At 57.3% G+C, this 17,944-nt stretch carries 19 protein-coding genes; 11 read left to right on the top strand and 8 right to left on the bottom strand.

Going from position 1 to position 17,944, the window contains the following annotated elements:
- Positions 1-60: 60 nt before the first annotated feature.
- The gene (locus SPHFLASMR4Y_RS09295) at positions 61-822 is read left to right on the top strand and encodes a Coq4 family protein (protein WP_089134800.1); all 762 of its coding nucleotides are present in this window, start codon (positions 61-63) and stop codon (positions 820-822) included.
- 132 nt (positions 823-954) lie between these two features.
- Here SPHFLASMR4Y_RS09295 and SPHFLASMR4Y_RS09290 read toward each other — a convergent pair whose 3' ends face one another.
- The 3 genes from SPHFLASMR4Y_RS09290 to purL all read right to left on the bottom strand — a co-directional run bounded on the left by SPHFLASMR4Y_RS09290 (position 955) and on the right by purL (position 4,356).
- Positions 955-1,362, bottom strand: a complete 408-nt coding sequence (locus SPHFLASMR4Y_RS09290) for a DUF3052 family protein (protein WP_089133289.1) — start codon at positions 1,360-1,362, stop codon at positions 955-957.
- A 324-nt stretch (positions 1,363-1,686) separates the two neighbouring features.
- Positions 1,687-1,914, bottom strand: coding sequence for an endonuclease domain-containing protein (locus SPHFLASMR4Y_RS17335; protein ID WP_260806926.1), 228 nt, complete (start codon positions 1,912-1,914; stop codon positions 1,687-1,689).
- A gap of 234 nt (positions 1,915-2,148) precedes the next feature.
- Positions 2,149-4,356 (bottom strand): phosphoribosylformylglycinamidine synthase subunit PurL, encoded by a 2,208-nt coding sequence (gene purL / locus SPHFLASMR4Y_RS09280; RefSeq protein ID WP_089133288.1) that lies wholly within the window; start codon positions 4,354-4,356, stop codon positions 2,149-2,151.
- Between the two features lie 90 nt (positions 4,357-4,446).
- Between purL and SPHFLASMR4Y_RS09275 the strand changes: the two genes are divergently transcribed.
- Together SPHFLASMR4Y_RS09275 and SPHFLASMR4Y_RS17455 are read left to right on the top strand one after the other, a co-directional pair.
- Positions 4,447-5,046, top strand: coding sequence for a 2-hydroxychromene-2-carboxylate isomerase (locus SPHFLASMR4Y_RS09275; protein WP_089133287.1), 600 nt, complete (start codon positions 4,447-4,449; stop codon positions 5,044-5,046).
- Complete coding sequence (locus SPHFLASMR4Y_RS17455) at positions 5,043-5,222, top strand: DUF1289 domain-containing protein (RefSeq protein ID WP_089133286.1); 180 nt, start codon at positions 5,043-5,045, stop codon at positions 5,220-5,222. Before SPHFLASMR4Y_RS09275 ends, SPHFLASMR4Y_RS17455 begins: the two co-directional genes overlap by 4 nt.
- Before the next feature lie 12 nt (positions 5,223-5,234).
- Here SPHFLASMR4Y_RS17455 and SPHFLASMR4Y_RS09265 read toward each other — a convergent pair whose 3' ends face one another.
- Both SPHFLASMR4Y_RS09265 and SPHFLASMR4Y_RS09260 read right to left on the bottom strand, forming a co-directional pair.
- Positions 5,235-5,642: a DUF2177 family protein gene (locus tag SPHFLASMR4Y_RS09265; RefSeq protein WP_089133285.1), complete on the bottom strand. Its 408-nt coding sequence runs from the start codon at positions 5,640-5,642 to the stop codon at positions 5,235-5,237.
- A gap of 35 nt (positions 5,643-5,677) precedes the next feature.
- The gene (locus SPHFLASMR4Y_RS09260) at positions 5,678-6,337 is read right to left on the bottom strand and encodes a hypothetical protein (protein ID WP_089133284.1); all 660 of its coding nucleotides are present in this window, start codon (positions 6,335-6,337) and stop codon (positions 5,678-5,680) included.
- A 101-nt stretch (positions 6,338-6,438) separates the two neighbouring features.
- Between SPHFLASMR4Y_RS09260 and SPHFLASMR4Y_RS09255 the strand changes: the two genes are divergently transcribed.
- The 6 genes from SPHFLASMR4Y_RS09255 (at position 6,439) to SPHFLASMR4Y_RS09230 (ending at position 11,405) form a co-directional block, all read left to right on the top strand.
- Complete coding sequence (locus tag SPHFLASMR4Y_RS09255) at positions 6,439-6,687, top strand: exodeoxyribonuclease VII small subunit (protein WP_089133283.1); 249 nt, start codon at positions 6,439-6,441, stop codon at positions 6,685-6,687.
- Positions 6,688-6,727: 40 nt separating this feature from the next.
- Positions 6,728-7,594, top strand: a complete 867-nt coding sequence (locus SPHFLASMR4Y_RS09250) for a polyprenyl synthetase family protein (RefSeq protein ID WP_260807150.1) — start codon at positions 6,728-6,730, stop codon at positions 7,592-7,594.
- A 16-nt stretch (positions 7,595-7,610) separates the two neighbouring features.
- Positions 7,611-8,114, top strand: a complete 504-nt coding sequence (gene coaD / locus SPHFLASMR4Y_RS09245; RefSeq protein WP_089133282.1) for a pantetheine-phosphate adenylyltransferase — start codon at positions 7,611-7,613, stop codon at positions 8,112-8,114.
- Between the two features lie 86 nt (positions 8,115-8,200).
- On the top strand, positions 8,201-8,851 hold the full coding sequence (locus tag SPHFLASMR4Y_RS09240; protein WP_089133281.1) for a peptidylprolyl isomerase: 651 nt from the start codon (positions 8,201-8,203) through the stop codon (positions 8,849-8,851).
- An 8-nt stretch (positions 8,852-8,859) separates the two neighbouring features.
- On the top strand, positions 8,860-9,891 hold the full coding sequence (gene queA / locus SPHFLASMR4Y_RS09235) for a tRNA preQ1(34) S-adenosylmethionine ribosyltransferase-isomerase QueA (protein WP_089133280.1): 1,032 nt from the start codon (positions 8,860-8,862) through the stop codon (positions 9,889-9,891).
- 89 nt (positions 9,892-9,980) lie between these two features.
- Positions 9,981-11,405: an aldehyde dehydrogenase family protein gene (locus SPHFLASMR4Y_RS09230; RefSeq protein WP_089133279.1), complete on the top strand. Its 1,425-nt coding sequence runs from the start codon at positions 9,981-9,983 to the stop codon at positions 11,403-11,405.
- A gap of 150 nt (positions 11,406-11,555) precedes the next feature.
- On the opposite strand, the gene SPHFLASMR4Y_RS09225 is transcribed toward SPHFLASMR4Y_RS09230, so the two are convergent.
- From SPHFLASMR4Y_RS09225 to SPHFLASMR4Y_RS09215, 3 genes are all read right to left on the bottom strand, one after another.
- The gene (locus SPHFLASMR4Y_RS09225) at positions 11,556-12,614 is read right to left on the bottom strand and encodes an LLM class flavin-dependent oxidoreductase (protein ID WP_089133278.1); all 1,059 of its coding nucleotides are present in this window, start codon (positions 12,612-12,614) and stop codon (positions 11,556-11,558) included.
- 62 nt (positions 12,615-12,676) lie between these two features.
- A complete protein-coding gene (locus SPHFLASMR4Y_RS09220) occupies positions 12,677-13,048 on the bottom strand; it encodes a hypothetical protein (protein ID WP_089133277.1) in 372 nt (123 codons plus the stop codon).
- Positions 13,048-14,247 carry a class I SAM-dependent methyltransferase gene (locus SPHFLASMR4Y_RS09215; protein WP_089133276.1) on the bottom strand — a complete coding sequence of 400 codons (1,200 nt, stop codon included), beginning with the start codon at positions 14,245-14,247 and terminating at the stop codon, positions 13,048-13,050. Before SPHFLASMR4Y_RS09215 ends, SPHFLASMR4Y_RS09220 begins: the two co-directional genes overlap by 1 nt.
- 263 nt (positions 14,248-14,510) lie before the next feature.
- On the opposite strand from SPHFLASMR4Y_RS09215, the gene SPHFLASMR4Y_RS09210 reads away from it, so the two are divergent.
- Together SPHFLASMR4Y_RS09210 and SPHFLASMR4Y_RS09205 are read left to right on the top strand one after the other, a co-directional pair.
- Positions 14,511-17,003, top strand: a complete 2,493-nt coding sequence (locus tag SPHFLASMR4Y_RS09210; protein ID WP_089134798.1) for a TonB-dependent receptor — start codon at positions 14,511-14,513, stop codon at positions 17,001-17,003.
- A gap of 250 nt (positions 17,004-17,253) precedes the next feature.
- The gene (locus tag SPHFLASMR4Y_RS09205; protein WP_089133275.1) at positions 17,254-17,898 is read left to right on the top strand and encodes a GntR family transcriptional regulator; all 645 of its coding nucleotides are present in this window, start codon (positions 17,254-17,256) and stop codon (positions 17,896-17,898) included.
- The last annotated feature ends 46 nt before the right edge of the window (positions 17,899-17,944 follow it).

The raw sequence follows: 17,944 nt of genomic DNA, 5'->3' as shown, positions 1-17,944 counted from the left end.
AAGCGACATATAGGCCGCATGAAAATTGATCACAAATTCCCAGCGTCCGATGATTCGCAAATGCCGTTTGTTCACCCGGACCGTCCCGCAGCCCGCTTTCGTCCGCTGAAAGCGCTCCATCATTTCCGCGAACTGATCAAGGACAAGGAAGACACGTCGCAGGTGTTCCATATTTTTGAATCGCTGCCGCGCCCCGGGTTCCGCAAGGATGCCAAGGCTTTTGTCGAGAGCGACAAGGGCAAGGCGCTGCTGGAAAGCGAACCCGAACTTGCGGTGCTGCTCGACGATCATGAGCGTCTGCGGAAAATGCCGGCCGGTAGTCTGGCCCATGCCTATTGCGACTTCATGGAAAAGGAAGGTCTGAGCGCCGCCGGTCTGATCGCCGAATATGACGAGTTCAGCCCGCGCAAATATGGCGATCTGATCGAATGGTACGGTTTTCGCCAGCGCGACACGCATGACCTGCTGCATGTGCTGACCGGCTATGGCCGCGACGCGCTGGGCGAAGCGTGCGTGCTGGCCTTCACCTACGGCCAGAACCCGGCCCTGGGGAATGTCTTCATCGCTTATGCGGCCGGTCTGAATATGAAGAAACAGACCAAGAGCGACGCGCCGATCTTCAAGGCGATCCGCGAAGCCCAGAAAATGGGCAAGGCCTGCCCGAAGATCAGCGAAGAGAATATTGCCGAGCTGCTTGCGCAACCGCTGGACGCCTTGCGCGAGCGGCTGCATATCAGGACACCGCGTTTCTACCATGAGGCCCATGCCAGGTTCCGCGCCCAGGATGTGGATCCCTATGACATGCTGGCGCAGCCGGCCTGATAAAACGTCCGGTTTCCTGACAACATTTGACCCAGGTCCTGCCGTTTGTCTTGAGCTTGTCGAAGGACGATCAGGCGCGCAAGACCGCGATTCCACGGGCTAAGCACGAACGGATGCGCAAGCGCCTGCCGGTCAGCGCAATTCCTTGCGGATCACCAGCTTGAGGCCCGACCAGACCGCGTCCACCGCGCAGACCTTGATGTCGACAAAGCCCATCGGTAACGCGACTTCGCGGATCATGTCCTCGGTGATGTCTGTTTCGACTTTCGACGGCTTTTTCGGCCAGCTCACCCAGACCTGGCCGGCGGGATCGATCATTTCGCGCAGGGTGGCCAGATGCTGTTCCATTATGTCCCGGTCGGTCACGAAAATATGGGCGGCGTTCAGGCCGGGGGTTGGGACTTCATCTTCGGACAAGGTCAGGCCGGACTCGTCAATCTCTGCCCGGACGCTCTCCGGCATGTCGAGAAACCAGACGCGCATTCCCTCCTTGAGGGATAGCTTTTCTGTAAGCGGGGTTGCGGAATAGCCTGCGGTCATCGTGTTTCTCCTGTCGTTTCATCATCAACGACCGGAGGCGGGAGTTGTTCCCTATCTGTTGGAGGAGCGGATGGGGGCTTTCGGTTGGTCTTGGTGTGGCCCCTCCACCACGCTACGCGCGGTCCCCCTCCCCATGCCTGCGGCATTGGGAGGATGAAATTAACATAACTATTTCCTCCCGGTTGCGCAGCAATGGGGAGGTGGCATCCGCATCCGCCCAAGCCTTGGCGTAGGTGGATAACGGAGAGGCCTAGTGCAAACTCTGAATATATCGCAATATCCGGTCGGCGACGTCTGTCGGGTCATGCAGAACATCCTGCGCGGCTATCCGGATGACCTCGACTCCAATGCCAAATAAATCCCATTCCCGCCGCTCATCGCGTTCCGGACGGTCGCCATATCGTGCGCCATGCCGTCGACTTCGATAGCCAGTTTCGCAGACGGGCAATAGAAATCCACGATATATGACCCAATCGGATGCTGGCGTCGGAACTTGATGCCGAGCGGTTTCTTGCGCAGCTGCTGCCACAACATGATTTCGGGTTTGATCATTGTCTTGCGCAATTGCCTTGCTTTCAGGACGGTGTGTCTGGTTGTTCGTGCCATAGCCCCCCCGACCTGCTGCGCAGGCCACCTCCCCCATTGCTTCGCAACAGGGAGGATAGATGTATCACAATCAGGGCAATTTTGTCAGCGTCGGGCCAAAACTGTCAAACCACTTTTCCTCCCTGTGCCGCAGGCATGGGGAGGGGGACCGCGGCGAAGCAGTGGTGGAGGGGCTAGGGCCTAGTCCTCCATCCAGTCGCGGAAGAAACTCTCATGCGCTTCGCGCAAATCGCTCACCGCAACCGGCTTGCCGTTCAGCACCAGCTTGTCGCCCTTCACCTGCCCGATTTTCTCGAACGGCACTTCTGCGCGATCGAGGTCGGCATCGCTACGATAGGTGATGACATAGCGGCCCTGCGCCTCGCTGAAGGCGAAGGCGCTGGTCATCGGATCGATCTCCGCGCCGAGATTGCCGGCCAGCGCCATTTCAGCCAGCGTCACGGCGAGGCCGCCGTCGCTGATATCGTGCACAGCGGTGACCTTGCCGGCGGCGATCAGTTCGCGAACGATCCGGCCGGCCCATTCTTCGTCTTTCAGATCGACCTTCGGCGGCGGGCCGTCGGTGCGGCCGTGGATTTCCCGCAGCCAGGTCGACTGGCCGAGTTCCTCGTGATGGAAACCGATGGTGGCGATACAATCGCCTTCCTGCTTGAAACCGATGGTCATCATTGTGTCGAGATCGTCGATCAGGCCGACCGCGCCGATTGCCGGTGTCGGCAGGATCGCGTGGCTGACCCCGTCGGCGCCGGTGGTTTCGTTGTAGAGGCTGACATTGCCCGAGACGATCGGCATGTCGAGCACCTTGCAGGCTTCGCCCATGCCCTCGATCGTACCGACAAATTGCGCCATGATATGCGGCTTTTCGGGATTGCCGAAATTCATGCAGTCGGTGGTCGCCAGGGGTTTTGCGCCGACCGCGCAAAGATTGCGATAGGCTTCGGCAATCGCCTGCTTGCCGCCCTCATAGGGATCGGCCTTGCAATAGCGCGGGGTGCAGTCGGTGGTGATCGCGAGGCCCTTGTTGGTGCCGTGGACGCGGACGACAGCGGCGTCACCGCCGGAGCGCTGCGCGGTGTCGGCGCCGACCTGGCTGTCATATTGTTCCCAGATCCAGCGGCGCGAGGCAAGCGCGGGGCTGGCCATCATTTTCAGAAGATCGGCACCGATGTCAGGGCTTTCGGGCAGATCGCCGACCGGCTGGACATTGATATGCGCGGCATATTCCTCGCGGGTCAGGTGCGGGCGGTCATAGAGCGGCGCATCGTCGGCGAGCGGGCCGAGCGGGATGTCGCAGACGGTTTCGCCCTTGTGGGTGAGGACCATGCGGCGGCTGTCGGTGACTTCGCCGATCACCGCGAAATCCAGTTCCCATTTGGTGAAAATCGCCTCGGCCATTTCCTCGCGGCCGGGTTTCAGCACCATCAGCATGCGTTCCTGGCTTTCGCTGAGCATCATTTCATAGGCGGTCATGCCGGTTTCGCGGCAGGGCACCTTGTCCATGTCGAGGATGATGCCGACTTCGCCATTGGTCGCCATTTCTACGCTGGAACTGGTCAGTCCCGCTGCGCCCATATCCTGGATCGCGACAATTGCATCGCTGGCCATCAGTTCGAGACAGGCCTCGATCAGCAGTTTTTCGGTGAACGGATCGCCGACCTGTACGGTGGGGCGCTTTTCATCGCTGTCGTCGTCAAATTCGGCGCTCGCCATGGTCGCGCCGTGGATGCCGTCGCGACCGGTCTTGGAGCCGACATAGACGATCGGATTGCCGACGCCGCTGGCGGCCGAATAGAAAATCTTGTCCGCGTCGGCCACGCCGACGGTCATTGCATTGACGATGATATTGCCGTCATAGGCGGGATCGAAATTGGTCTCGCCGCCGACCGTCGGCACGCCGACGCAATTGCCATAGCCGCCAATACCGGCGACGACGCCCTTGACCAGATGCTTCATCTTCGGATGGTCGGGCCTTCCGAAGCGCAGCGCGTTGAGATTGGCCACGGGCCGCGCGCCCATGGTGAAGACGTCGCGCAGGATCCCGCCGACGCCGGTCGCCGCGCCCTGATAGGGTTCGATATAGGACGGGTGGTTGTGGCTCTCCATCTTGAAGATCGCTGCCTGGCCGTCACCGATGTCGATGACACCTGCATTTTCGCCAGGGCCGCAAATGACCTGCGGGCCGGTGGTCGGCAGTTTCTTCAGATGCAGGCGCGATGACTTGTAGGAACAATGTTCCGACCACATCACCGAAAAGATACCCAGCTCGGTCATATTCGGCTCGCGACCGAGCGCGTTCAATATGCGCTGATATTCCTCCGCGTTGAGGCCATGCTCGCGCACGGTTTCGGTGGAGATCTGGGGCTCGGCAATGATCGTGTCTGTGGTCATGCAGACCCTTTAACGAGGCGGGGCAATTTCGCCTAGAGGGAATTGATGTTTCGCTGTGCTGCTTTAAGGATAGGTTCGAAGGAGCAACCTATGTCCAAGACCATCGAGCTGATTTTCGATTTCGTCAGCCCCAACGCCTATCTTATCTGGCAACCGCTCAAGGTGCTGGCCGAAAAGCATGGCGCGACGATCACTATTACCCCGGCCTTTCTCGGCGGCATGCACAAGCTGACCGGCAACGCGCCGCCGTTTATCCGCGATGCGGAAGTGAAGGGCAAGAATGACTATGCGATGCTGGAGATGAACCGGTTTATCCAGAAGCATGGGCTGAGCAAATTCAGGATGAACCCGAAATTCCCGTTCAACACGATCACGCTGCAGCGGATGCTGGTGGCGCTGGAACCGGACAGGCGGGTGGCGTTCATTGAAATGCTGTTGCCGCCAATCTGGGAAGAAGGCCTCGACGTGACCGACGGTGAAACGCTGGGCAGAATCTTGCAGGACGGCGGTTTTGATGCGGCCGATCTTCTCGCCCAGACCCAGGACCCGGAGGTCAAACAGGCGTTGATCGACAATACGGAAAATGCGGTGGAGCGCGGGGCCTTTGGGATCCCGACCATGTTTATCGATGGCGAGATGTATTTTGGCAAGGAACGGCTGGGCCAGATCGACGAACAGCTATCCGCGTGAAATCACCCTGCAACGATATTTGTACCATCGACCGTCCCAGCGGGTTGTGTGTGGGCTGCGGGCGCAGCCTGGCCGAAATCGGCGAATGGGGCTCCGCTTCATCCTGTCGGCAGCGGGAGATATTATCCCTGCTGCCGTACCGGATGGAGCAGCTTGCGACCAAGTCCAGGCGCTGACGACCGGGCGCGTCAGGCCTTTACGAATTTCAGCACCAGAAAGGCGGTCAGCGCTGCGGTAACGCCTGTGGCAAAGGTGCCCCAGGCGATGTCGTACAGGCTGATCTTGGTCGACCAGACCTTGAGCACGGCCTGGCTGGTCAGGTCATAGGTCGCATAAGCGATCCCGCCGAACAGCGCGCCGTTGAGCAGGGCGGTGGTCCACTGGCCGCTGGCCAGCGCCGGCTTGATCCCGAACCAGACGATGCCGAACAGATAGATCGCATAGAATATCATTGCCGGCGCCTTGCGGAACTCGTCGGCCATGATCTCGCCGATGACCGGCCGGTACAGGGTCTGGGTCATGTTGCTCAGCCAGAGGAAATCGAGAATCCCGAAAATGATGGCGGCAATGAAATAGGCGGCGATAAATTGGGTCATGTCTTTTTCTGCTTTCTGTCTTTGCACCTTGTGGATCAGGCCTGTTTCAACGCCCGCGTCTTGCCGACAAGCCATGCGACGGCAGATAGGACCGCAAAGGCGATAAGCGCGGTTATCATCATATTCGCGTCGGCCGTCTCGGGTTCTGGTGCAAACCAGTTAACAGCCTGAAAAACGGCCAGCAATATGGCCAAAAGCACTAAGGCAAACCGGGCGCTTGGCGCTATTGATCGCGTGCGCGCAACGAAAAAGGCCAACGCCCCGAAGGTCATTGCCAGTTCCAGCGGCATCTCGATCATCGGATGGTCCCAGAGTCTCAAGCCCATTTTTGGCGGCGATCCGGCCAGTGTCAGATCCGGCGCGTGCACCAGAAGGTCAAGAAACCAGTGCGATAGCACCACGGTTCCGCCGATCAGCGCACCCGTCCGGTTGCGGGTGAACAGCCAGATCAGCAGCGCAAAGCCGGCCGCCCAGACGGCGCTGCCCAAAAGGCTGTGGGTATAGGGCATGTCATAGAGATCAAGCGGCACCATCTCTGTGATCCCGGGCGTGATCCGGAAATTTTCGATACCGGCCAGCGCAAGGCCGAAAAAGCCGAAATCGACCAGTTGTCCGGCGACGAACAGGCTGCCCAGCCCCGGCGCTTTGGGGTGGGTTGCTGCGACCATCGCGGGCGCAAAATGACCGATGAACATGCTTTTCCTCCCGGCTTTTCTTCAAGGGCTACACCGGAAGTGGTCGATAGTGAAGCCCAAGCCCTTGACCGCGGACCAAAGCGCCGTCATTGAATTGCGCCATGAGCGAAACCAACGAAGATCTTTCCGCCCTGAATTTCGAGGATGCGCTGAAGCGGCTCGAAGATATTGTCCGCAAACTGGAAAGCGGCGATGTGCCGCTCGACCAGTCGATTGCGCTCTATAGCGAAGGCGAGAAACTGCGCGGACTGTGCCAGCAACGGCTGGAAGCGGCGCAGGCCAAGATCGAGAAAATCACCCTCGACCGCGATGGCAAACCGCAAGCTACTGCCCCTTTTGACGCGGACTGAGCCGGTGGCGGCCAATAATAATTCGGATCTGTTACGGGAAATGGGGCGGGTTGCTACCGCTATCGACCGGCAGTTCGATATGCTTTTGCAGGTGCCTGACGATGCCCGTCGCAGCTTGTACGAGGCCATGCGCCATGCCGCGATCGGAGGCGGGAAACGGCTGCGTCCGCTGCTGGTAATGGCGACCGCGCGATTGTTCAACGTCGATGAAAGTTGCGCGATCCGTGCTGCGACCGGGGTCGAGGCCCTTCACGTCTATTCGCTGATCCACGATGATCTGCCCTGTATGGATGATGATGATCTGCGCCGGGGCAAGCCGACCACCCATATTGCCTTTGGCGAAGCCGCCGCGGTTCTTGCCGGCGATGCCCTGCACGCGCTGGCCTTCGGTTTGCTGGCTGATGAGCGCACCCATCATGATCCCTTCGTTCGGGCAGAGATGACCGCCTGTCTCGCCAAAGCCGCCGGACCGGCTGGCATGGCGGGCGGCCAGATGATGGATCTGGTGGCGGAAAAGTCGACTTTCGATCTGCCGACTGTGACTCGCTTGCAGCAACTGAAAACCGGGGCGCTGATCGGTGCCTGTGTGGAGATCGGCGCGATTCTCGGTCGGGTGGCCATTGAAGGACGGACCAGCCTGCGCGGCTATGCCCATGATCTGGGTCTCGCCTTCCAGATTGCCGACGACATCCTGGATGTCGAGGGTGACGAGGACAAGGCCGGCAAGGCGCTCCACAAAGACGCAGAGGCCGGCAAGGAAACCTTTCTCAGCCTGATGGGACTGGAGCGGGCCAGAGAACAGGCCCAGATGCTGGTGGATCAGGCCAAATCGCATTTGAACGGCTATGGCGAGGAAGCAAACCTGCTTCGCGCAATTGCCGAATATACAATCACCAGGGACCGCTAGGCGGGAAGGACGGGACATGAGAATTGGCGTTTATCCGGGGACTTTTGACCCGATTACATTGGGCCATATGGATATCATCAAGCGCGGCATGCGCCTGGTCGACAAGCTGGTGATCGGTGTCACCACCAATCCTTCCAAATCACCGATGTTCTCCGATGAGGAACGGCTCGACATGGTGCGCAGGGAAACCGCCGAACTGGGAGATGGCGTCGAGGTTGTCGGTTTCAACATGCTGCTGATGAAATTTGCAGAAAAACAGGGCGCCAGCGTGATTGTACGCGGTCTGCGCGCCGTCGCCGATTTCGAATATGAATATCAGATGGCGGGCATGAACCAGCAATTGAACGGTGATATCGAGACCGTATTCCTGATGGCCGATGTCTCGCTGCAACCGATCGCCTCGCGTCTGGTCAAGGAAATCGCCATGTTCGGCGGCGAGATACACAAGTTCGTGACACCGCTTGTGGCCGATGAAATCACCGCCAGGGTGGAAAAGATCGGCCTGAAGGGTGATCAATAGGCTTCACAGCAATTCATTGCAGTGAAAGGTAGAATCGTCCAAAGGCTGTTTGCTTTCCCATCCCGCAATACCAAATCGAGTATGCCATGCTGCGCAAATTTTTATTGACCATCTCCGTTCTTTTCCTGGCTTCGTTCCCCGCTCAAGCGCAGGAAGTGTCCGGGCAGACTCCGGCGCCGGCGTCTGTTCCTGCCGCAGAGAATATTCTGCACCTCGACCTGTCGACGGGAGGGCGGGTGACGATCAAGCTGTTTCCGGACATGGCGCCCAATCATGTCGAGCGGATCAAGACCCTGACGCGTCAGGGCTTTTACGACGGTATTATTTTTCATCGGGTGATCGAAGGATTCATGGCCCAGACCGGCGATCCCACCGGTACCGGCACCGGTGGTTCCGAGCTGCCCGACCTGAAGGCCGAGTTCAGCCAGTTTCCGCATGTACGGGGCGTGGTCTCGATGGCGCGCGCGCAAAGCGAAGATAGCGCCAACAGCCAGTTTTTCATCGTCTTCTACCCGCGCTTCTCGCTCGATAGAAATTACACCGTCTTTGGCCGCGTGACTGCCGGGATGGAATATGTGGATGCCATCGAACGGGGTGAACCGCCCGCCAATCCGAGCCGGATCCTGCAGGCTTCGATCGCTGCGGACAACAAGCCGCCGGTCTTGCCGAGCGCTCTCGACAACGGGACCGAAAAGCCGTTTTCGGTCGATGACCTGAACGCACCGATCAACCCCTAGTCCAGCACATGCGCGTTGATCTGTTCGACTTTGCGCTGCCGCAGGAGCTTATCGCGCTGCGGCCGGCGGTCCCGCGCGACAGCGCAAGAATGCTGCAGGTCGAGGGCGACCGGATTTCCGACCATATCGTCAGCGATCTGCCGCAACTGCTGGGTCCGAACGATATATTGGTGTTCAACGATACCAAGGTAATCCCTGCGCAACTGCAAGGCAGGCGCGGCGAAGCAAAAATCGGTGCGACGCTGCACAAGCGGGTCGATCTGCGTCGCTGGCAGGCCTTCATCCGCAACGCCAAGCGGCTGCGTGTCGGCGAGGTCGTGGATTTCGGATCCGATGTCACGGCGGAAGCGGAAGCCAAGCTGGACGACGGCAGCTTCATCCTGCATTTTCTTGGCAACGAGCCGGTCGAGCTGATGCTCGAGCGCGCTGGCACCATGCCATTGCCGCCCTATATCGCCAGCAAGCGGGCGATCGACGCGCGCGATGCCGACGATTACCAGACCATGTTTGCTAGAGAGAAGGGGGCGGTTGCCGCCCCGACGGCGGCGCTGCATTTTACCGATGGATTGCTGGCCGGGCTGGCTGCTGCGGGCGTGGGTAGCGAAACCTTGACCCTGCATGTCGGGGCCGGAACATTTCTGCCGGTCAAGGTCGACGAAACCGACGATCATCAGATGCACAGCGAGTGGGGGCGGATCGATGCCGCCACAGCCGACCGGCTCAATGCGGCGCGGGAGGCCGGTGGCCGGGTGATTGCGGTCGGCACCACCAGTCTGCGCCTGCTGGAAAGCGCGACGGGTGAGGACGGGATCATCCGTCCTTTCGAAGGCGATACAGACATTTTCATCACGCCGGGTTACAGGTTCCGCGCGATCGACGGCCTGATGACCAATTTCCATCTGCCGAAATCGACCCTGTTCATGCTGGTCAGCGCGCTGATGGGGCTGGAGACGATGCAAGAGGTCTACGCGCATGCCGTGGCTGAAGGCTATCGCTTCTACAGCTATGGCGATTCCAGTCTGTTGCTGCCGAAGCGATAGGCCGGCCTGGCCCTGTTACTAGTGGCATAACGCGGCGAATCAGGGCATGATCGCGCACAGCGTAAAAGTTTCGCCACGGAGAGATGATCATGGATAGTTACGAACAGAATTACATCAACGGCCAATGGGTCGATTCTATCGGAGGCACGCCGCACCAGGTCATCAATCCGGCCACCGAAGAGCCAGGCACCAGGATTGTTCTTGGTACCAAGGCCGATGTTGATGCCGCCGTTGCCGCAGCGAAAGCCGCGTTCAAGACGTTCAGCCAGACCTCGCGCGAGGAGCGGCTCGCGCTACTCGAGCGGATCATCGCGGAATATAAGAAGCGCATGCCGGATATTGCTGCCTCTCTGGCGGTCGAAATGGGCGCGCCGGTCAGTCTCGGCAATGCCGCGCAGGCGCCCGCCGGCCTTGGCGGATTCATGGGCACGCTGGAAGCTTTGAAAAATTTCGAGTTCTCGGAAAAAGTCGGCGCCAACAGCATTGTCTATGAACCGATTGGCGTGGTCGGCATGATCACGCCGTGGAACTGGCCGTTGAACCAGATCACCCTGAAAGTGGCTCCGGCTCTCGCAGGTGGCAATACAATGGTGCTCAAGCCGTCCGAAGAATGCCCGGGCAGCGCCGCCATTCTGGCCGAGGTGATGGATGCTGCTGGCGTGCCTGCCGGCGTATTCAATCTGGTGCAGGGGGACGGCCCGACCGTGGGCGCGGCGATCTCCTCGCATCCCGATGTCGATATGGTCAGCTTCACCGGCTCGACCCGTGCCGGCATCCTGGTGGCGAAAGCCGCTGCCGACACGGTCAAGCGCGTCCATCAGGAACTGGGCGGCAAATCGCCCAATCTGGTCCTGCCCGGTGCCAAGCTGGAGGAAGTTCTGCCACCGACCATCGCAGGGGTAATGGTCAATAGCGGACAAAGCTGCATCGCGCCGACCCGCGTCCTGGTGCACAAGGACCAGACGAACGACGCCATTGCGGTGGTCAAGAATATTGTGGAGAGTCAGGAGGTTGGCGATCCAACGGTCGAGGGCGGGCATATGGGGCCGGTGGTGAACAAGGCCCAGCACAGCAAGATCCAGGATCTGATCCAGTCTGCAATCGACGAGGGTGCCACGCTGGAAACGGGCGGCACCGATCTGCCCTCCAATGTCAATCGTGGCTATTATGTCAAGCCGACGCTGTTCAGCGGCGTGACACCGGACATGCGGATTGCCAGGGAAGAGGTTTTCGGCCCCGTGGTGACGCTGATGAGCTATGATGATCTCGACGAAGCGATCGAGATTGCCAATGATACGGAATATGGCCTGTCCGCAGTCATCTCCGGTGATCCGGCCGCGGCCGCTGATGTCGCCCCGCAACTGAAAGCGGGCATGGTCATCGTCAATAACTGGGGACCGGCTCCCGGCCTGCCTTTTGGCGGCTACAAACAGTCCGGCAACGGCCGCGAAGGCGGCGTCTATGGCCTGAGGGATTTCATGGAAATGAAATCCGTAACTGGTCTGCCGAGCTGATGTTCTGAGGGCTTGCAATAAACGTGAAAAATCGGAGGAGATGGCCGACGGCTTCTCCTCCACCCTGCCGGCTCCAGATAGCTCGACAATCCCGGTCTTTACCGGCCGCTCCGCCTCTCGGCGCGCCAGTCTGATGGCGCACCGCGCTGGCTAATATTTGACTTTGGGCGCGATTTTTTCGCCAAACTCTCGAATGCCGGGGACGAAGTCGAGCCAACTCAACATGATTCCCGGCACTCCGGTTTGCGCAACAATGTCATTTATTTTGCTCGCGATGGTTTCATGGGTCCCGTGCAGAAGCGGAAAGCTCATAAAGGCCATATTGCCCTGTTCAACAGGCAAGGAGAGGGCCGCCCGAAGATGCTCGCTCGATCCACCCTTGTTGGTATCGAGAGCGGCGCTGCCTATAATATTCCCTATCGCGGTTTTGTCAGCCTTGGCGACAACTTGTTCCGCCAGCCGTTGCGCTTCTGCATCGGTGCGCCCGGTTATTACAGCATAGAGAGCGAGTGTGCCAACATCCCGGCCAATAGCCGACGACCGTTCCCGCATATTTGCGCTATAGTCGATGAGATTGTCCAATCCCGTCATCACAAAGCTGTAGTCAGCGTTGCTTACAGTAAAATCCAGGCCCTTTGGAGACTGGCCAGCGCTGACAATTGTCGGCATCTGGCTGGGTTTCGGATTTACGTTCGCGGCATTGAGTTTAAAAAATTCGCCTTCGTGCGATACATCGCTTTCCGTCCACAGGCGTTTCACGATCTCGATATATTCGGAGGCATATTCGTAGCGTCGTTCGTAATAATCCGGGCCAGGCCAGATGCCCATGGATTCATATTCAATATGATTCCATCCGGTCACGATATTCAAACCGCATCGGCCCGGGGCGATGTCATTGATCGTCGCAATCAGGCGGGCGCAAACCGCTGGATGTGTGGTCAACAGTGTCGTGCTGGGTATGAGCTGGATTTTTGACGTACGCGCGGCCATGGCTGCGACGAGCGTGAAAGTTTCCAGACAACTGTCCCAATATCCGGTGCTACCGCCAAAGCCTTTCCACTTCATCATGGACAGTGCGAAATCAAAACCCTGCTTTTCAGCTTCTAAAGTCGTTTCCAGATTATGCTCGAAGGTTGGATCATAAAGCGGAGCAGCTTCCGAGATCGTGAAGCCATTCCGTGCGCTGGGAAGGAAAACGCCATATTTCATATCTGTACCCCGTTATCAAAAATATCCCGTACCTGTGATACGCTCTGGCAAGTCCTGTTCAATCAGGCGGTCTCGACCAGGTCGACCGCATCATCATAAGTGGAAATGCTTTTGGCAGAGCCGGAGGACGCTTCCTCTGCAAGTGCCTCGCGTTCTTCGTGCACGCATCGCAAGATTGTGGACAGAAATTCATCGCGCCAAGCATCGCGCTCTTCCCGGGTCTGTCGGTCCGGGGAGAATGCATGAAGCGCCTCCCGGTCGATTGTGCCATCGGTTTCCAGCAGCCGTTCCATACTATCGATATGGTCCCGCAGCACAGCGACTTCGCCAGCCAGCGCCAGGGTGATCGAAAGCACTTTGTCGATGGCCGGGTCTTCGAAATATTTCGGACGTTCTCCACGGGCTTTACGCTGCAGTTGGACGGGATTGTTCATCAGAGCATTCCTCCTGTCTGATCTGCGGGCTTTTGGACACCCCAGAGCCACCAAGCGCCGCCGCCGCCGAAATCACCGCCCTGGAATATGTTCAGGCGTTTGGCTTCGGCGGTATCGAACGCGCTCGGCTGATAGGCTTCGAACGCAAGTTCCGGATCAAATCCGGTTTCAGCGGCGATCGCCCTAGCTTCAATTTCATGACTGGCGTGCCAATAAGGTTCGTTATTGTTCCGCGTGTCCCAATCCAGCATGAAAGCGTCGTAGGCCGGCAGGTCTCGAAAGGGAGGCGTCTCCGCATGGATGATTATTCCCCCTGGCCGCAACAGACGATGGGCTTCGCGCATGATGTTGCGAATGGCCTTGTTGCTTGTTTCATGAACAAGAATATGGCTCACAATGAGGTCGAAATGACCGCTGGGGAAACTCGTGGATTCGGCATTTTGCTGACTGAAATGGACGGCCTTGCCTAAGGATTCGGCCCGGGCATGAGCGTAGCGTAAAACGGGTGCGCCGACATCAATGGCATGCACTGCCGCATCTTCCCATGCGTCGCAATATGGCAGAGTCGAGTGACCGACCGTACAGCCAAGGTCCAATATCCGTTCGGGTTTGAAGTCGGGAAAGCGTTCTTTGAGAAAGGCAATCGTTGTGTCACCAATGTCGGAATTCATTCCGCCCATCCGGCCCATGGCGTATATATATACTGCCCTGTCGTACAAAGCTCCGTTGGTGGCGTCATTCTCCGTAAATTCTGTGTGATAGCCGCCGGGCATGCAGTGAATGTCGACGGATCGATGATAGGCAGGAATTTCCAGCTCGGGGTCCAAGGTCAGTGATCCGCCAGCTGCCGGAGGTGCCGAGGCCTGTTTGTTGATGTCCGACACTTGGCGTTCCGCCGGTATCTGAACCGACCGCCACATCATTTCCTGGCTGTTACGCAACATTGCGCTCCAGAAGCGGAAATAGGGATGGTCGGAAATCGCGTGACGGACCTCTTTCATCGTCGATGGCGGGGAGCCGTTCTTCTTGGCAAATTTTTTGCTGGCCTGGCCGTCAAGAGCGTCTTTGACGCCTGGCGATATGCTGGTTGCAAGATGTAATTTGAGACTTTTGACAAATTCCTGTCTTGATAATTCATCTGCCGTGTTCTGGATGAGCATCGGGTGGCGTAATTGTTCGCCATTGTCTTGATAGGTCATATTCGCATCCCCCTTCAGGATCTTCTGCTCAGCCAGTATATTGTGTACAATAAAATTGTCCAGATCGGATGTTCTTTTTCTCTCAGGCGCGTATCCTGCCCATAAAATGTGATTAACTCGCGTTCTCGCGATGGGGGTAAGGGCGATCCATGGCGTCGATTTGGCGGCATTGAAAATTTATGTATACAAAAAATTCTCTTTGGTGCAGTTTTGCATGGTTCGATTCGAACAGACGGGGACAAAATTTTGAAGGGGGTATATTCATGCGTTTGAAGCATTCGCTATTTTTGGCCGGAGTCGCTGCGATTCCTTTTCTGGGGATCACGCCGCTCCAGGCTCAGCAAGTGACGGAATCGGCGGCATCGGAGGAGCGGTTGTCTGACGATGGAATCATCACCGTGACCGCGAGGCGCCAAAGCGAAAGTTTGAACGACGTGCCGGCATCTGTATCCGTCCTGACCGCAGAAAATCTCGCAGATTCCGGCATCGCTACGATGGAGCAGGCTATCGCCTTCACACCCGGGGTAACGATCGTGTCAAATGCCGCACAGGCCGGCGATGCGCAGATCAACATCCGCGGAGTCAACGGTGCGCGTGACGCTGAAAATAATGTCGCACTGGTTGTCGACGGTATTCTGAAAACAAACACTGCCGCCGTCACGCAATATCAAGGCGTGATGGAGCAGTTCGAAGTTCTCAAGGGGCCACAAGGTGCCTATTATGGACGCGGAGCTACGGCAGGCGCTATTGTCCTGACGACCAAAAAGCCGTCAGATTATCTGGCGGTCTCGGGCAAGGTCTCTGTGGCCACACAGGACAGCCAACTCGGCGAAGCCTCTATTTCCGGACCCCTTACCGATGATATCGGCGCTGTGGTATACGGTAGATATCGGCATACGGACGGTTTTTATGAAAATACAGGTTTCGACCCCCGTACACAGGGCAAGACGGTCGATAACTTGCGAGAATGGAGTATCGGCGGCCGCATTTTCGCCCAGGCCTCTGATGATCTGCAAATCGACGCCAAAGCACGATATGGGAAACTGAAGTCGGCTTCGCTTAAATTCGAGCCTGTCTTCGCTTTGCCGACCTTCGCGGCGGCGTTCGGCAATCCCGATTTTTTCAAGGATGTTAACGACCATCGCTTTACGTTCCTGCGCAACGTTCCCAATATTAATAACCAGCGCACGATCGAAGCTTCGTTGAAATTCGACTATGAGTTCGATTCTGCAAAACTGACCGGCTGGGCGTCATTTTCCGATATTGACGAGACATTGACGGGTGATGCGACGGCTGCTGGCCTTGGCAGATTCAACGGGCAAGCGTCCTGTATCAACTCTGTCGCAAATTTGTTTGCCAGCGGGGCGACCCTGCAATCACCCCTGATTCTCGCACCAACCCCGGGCGACTCGATTTTGGGTGCCTTCTCTCCCACGACATGTGACGGGATACAGGTCACCGTGCGGGATCAGCGCGATATCAGTGCGGAACTGCGGTTGGTTTCGACCGGCAGTTCGCCTTTGCAATGGTCTTTAGGCGCATATTATCTGCACATTGACCGTCACTACGGCGTCGCGGTGAACGAGGACACCGGCGGGGTTGTGCTGGATACGCTGTTGAACCTTCCCGGTTCAGCAAACCCGACCTCGCAATTATTTGATGACCAGCTGCTGACCAACGTGTTTGCAGGCTTCGGTTCGCTTGAATATGAAGTGACGCCAGAATTCACAGTGGCGGGCGCGTTGCGTTTTGATCGGGAGGAACGGAGAGTGAATCCGCTTGTACCCAATCTGCCTGATCCGATCGATCCGACTCGCTCGATCAATCCGGGCTATGATTTTGGCAGTGGTACATTGGTTTCCAAGTCGCGTGTATATCAGCAATTACAGCCAAAAGTGACGCTACGCTATGCCGTGACACCCGACTTCAGCGTCTATGCAGATTATGGCGTCGGTTTCAAAGCCGGTGGTTTCAACAGCCAGGGCAGCGAAGCCGTGATAGAAACCTTCTTCAATGACCCGGTGCTCGCGCTGGGTAGCGATATCGGCGTGAACGACGAATATCAGAAGGAAAAATCCGAGGCGATGGAGCTTGGTTTCAAGCTCAACGCGCTTGACGGAGATTTGCAGGTCTCCGGTGCTGTCTACCGCAATATCGTAAATGGCATGCAGTTTTTCGAATTTTTTACCGGAACATTCGGGTTGCTGCGCGTGGTTTCGAATATAGACAAAGTGGAACTATACGGTGCCGAGCTGGGCATTAATTACAAAGTGACGCCAGGTTTCACCATCAACATTGGCGGCAATATTCTGGACAGCGAGATCAAGCGCAATTCCGCACGGACGAACACCGTCGGAAACAAGGCTCCCTATTCCGCGGACTATACCCTGAATGCCGGCTTCCTGATCGAGCAACCGATCAATGATAGTCTGGATTTTACCTTCAAGGCAGATTATCGCCTGACGGGTCCGACATGGTTCCATGTCGTCCAGGATCAGCAGGTGCGGACCGTATTTGATTTGATCATCCCCGGTGCCGGGATAGCCGACTATTCCAAAACACAACGGGACGCCTATGGGATTGTAAATCTTCGTGCCGGGATCAAGTCTGACCGCTGGCGGCTGACGGCATTTGCTAACAACCTGTTCAAGAAACACTATCTCGAAGAGGTTATTCCTGCGCCGGAATTCGGGGGATCCTTCTCAACGCCAGGTTCGCTCAGGCAGATCGGTGTTGAATTCGGCTTCGATTTCTAGGGACTGGATCGGCAGTCTGCGTTTTCGACCGCAGGCTGCCGTTTGCAGGGCACTTTGGGTCAAGCCTCATTTTCGTCGGACGGTGCGAGGAAGAGTTGAGCAATGCATATTCTAAGAATATGAGGCTACTGGCTTGGATCAAAGTCGCCTGTGAAATGCACTTAAGAGATAGTTCCTTTCAAGCATCGCGGTAGATATTTAGCCAATTTTGGGTAATGCTTGCGTTACTTGCCCACCAGCTGGACTTTATATGTCAAACTCCTCTCAAAAAGCCTATTCAACTATTCGGGCCGGAATTTTGAACGGGGATTTCAAAGCGGGTGAGTTCGTTACAGAAAACGAATTTGCCGACTATTGCGGTGTGTCACGAACGCCTGTCAGGGAGGCTATTACCAGACTGGTATCGGAAATCTTGCTGCAACGGACGGAGACGAACCGCGTTCTCGTTCCCCATTGGTCCAGCAGCGGTATCGATGACCTGTTTGAACTTCGCGCGATACTGGAAATGTATTGCGCCAAGCGCACGGCACGATTCATCACGGCCGAGCAGCTGGATGAACTGAAAACGCATCTTGATTTTATCGAAAACAGCATCGAGAATTCTGCCGGTTTTGACGTTTCCGGCTTTGTCGAAGGGAATAGACGGTTCCATAATACTATGGTCAAGGCGGCCTGTTCCGACCATCTTGATCAGATGCTGAAGCTAGTCGTCAGCCAGGTTATCATTCACCAGACTGCGGAGCATTATCTGCTGGAAGATGCGCGGCAGAGCCAGCGCGATCATCGTGACTTTATCGCAGCGTTCGAGATGCGGGAGGTGGAATGGGCCGGCGCCATCGCCAATGGACATATTCGCCGAGCGGCGAGCAGCTATCGCCGTCGCTTGATTAAATAGCTGCCGGATTTGCAAAGATGAAAAAGGGCGGTCCTTGCGGGCCGCC

Source organism: Sphingorhabdus sp. SMR4y (assembly GCF_002218195.1).
Lineage (GTDB): Bacteria > Pseudomonadota > Alphaproteobacteria > Sphingomonadales > Sphingomonadaceae > Parasphingorhabdus.
Note: the sequence above shows the minus strand (reverse complement) of the source record. Positions and strands in the feature narration are given on the sequence as shown.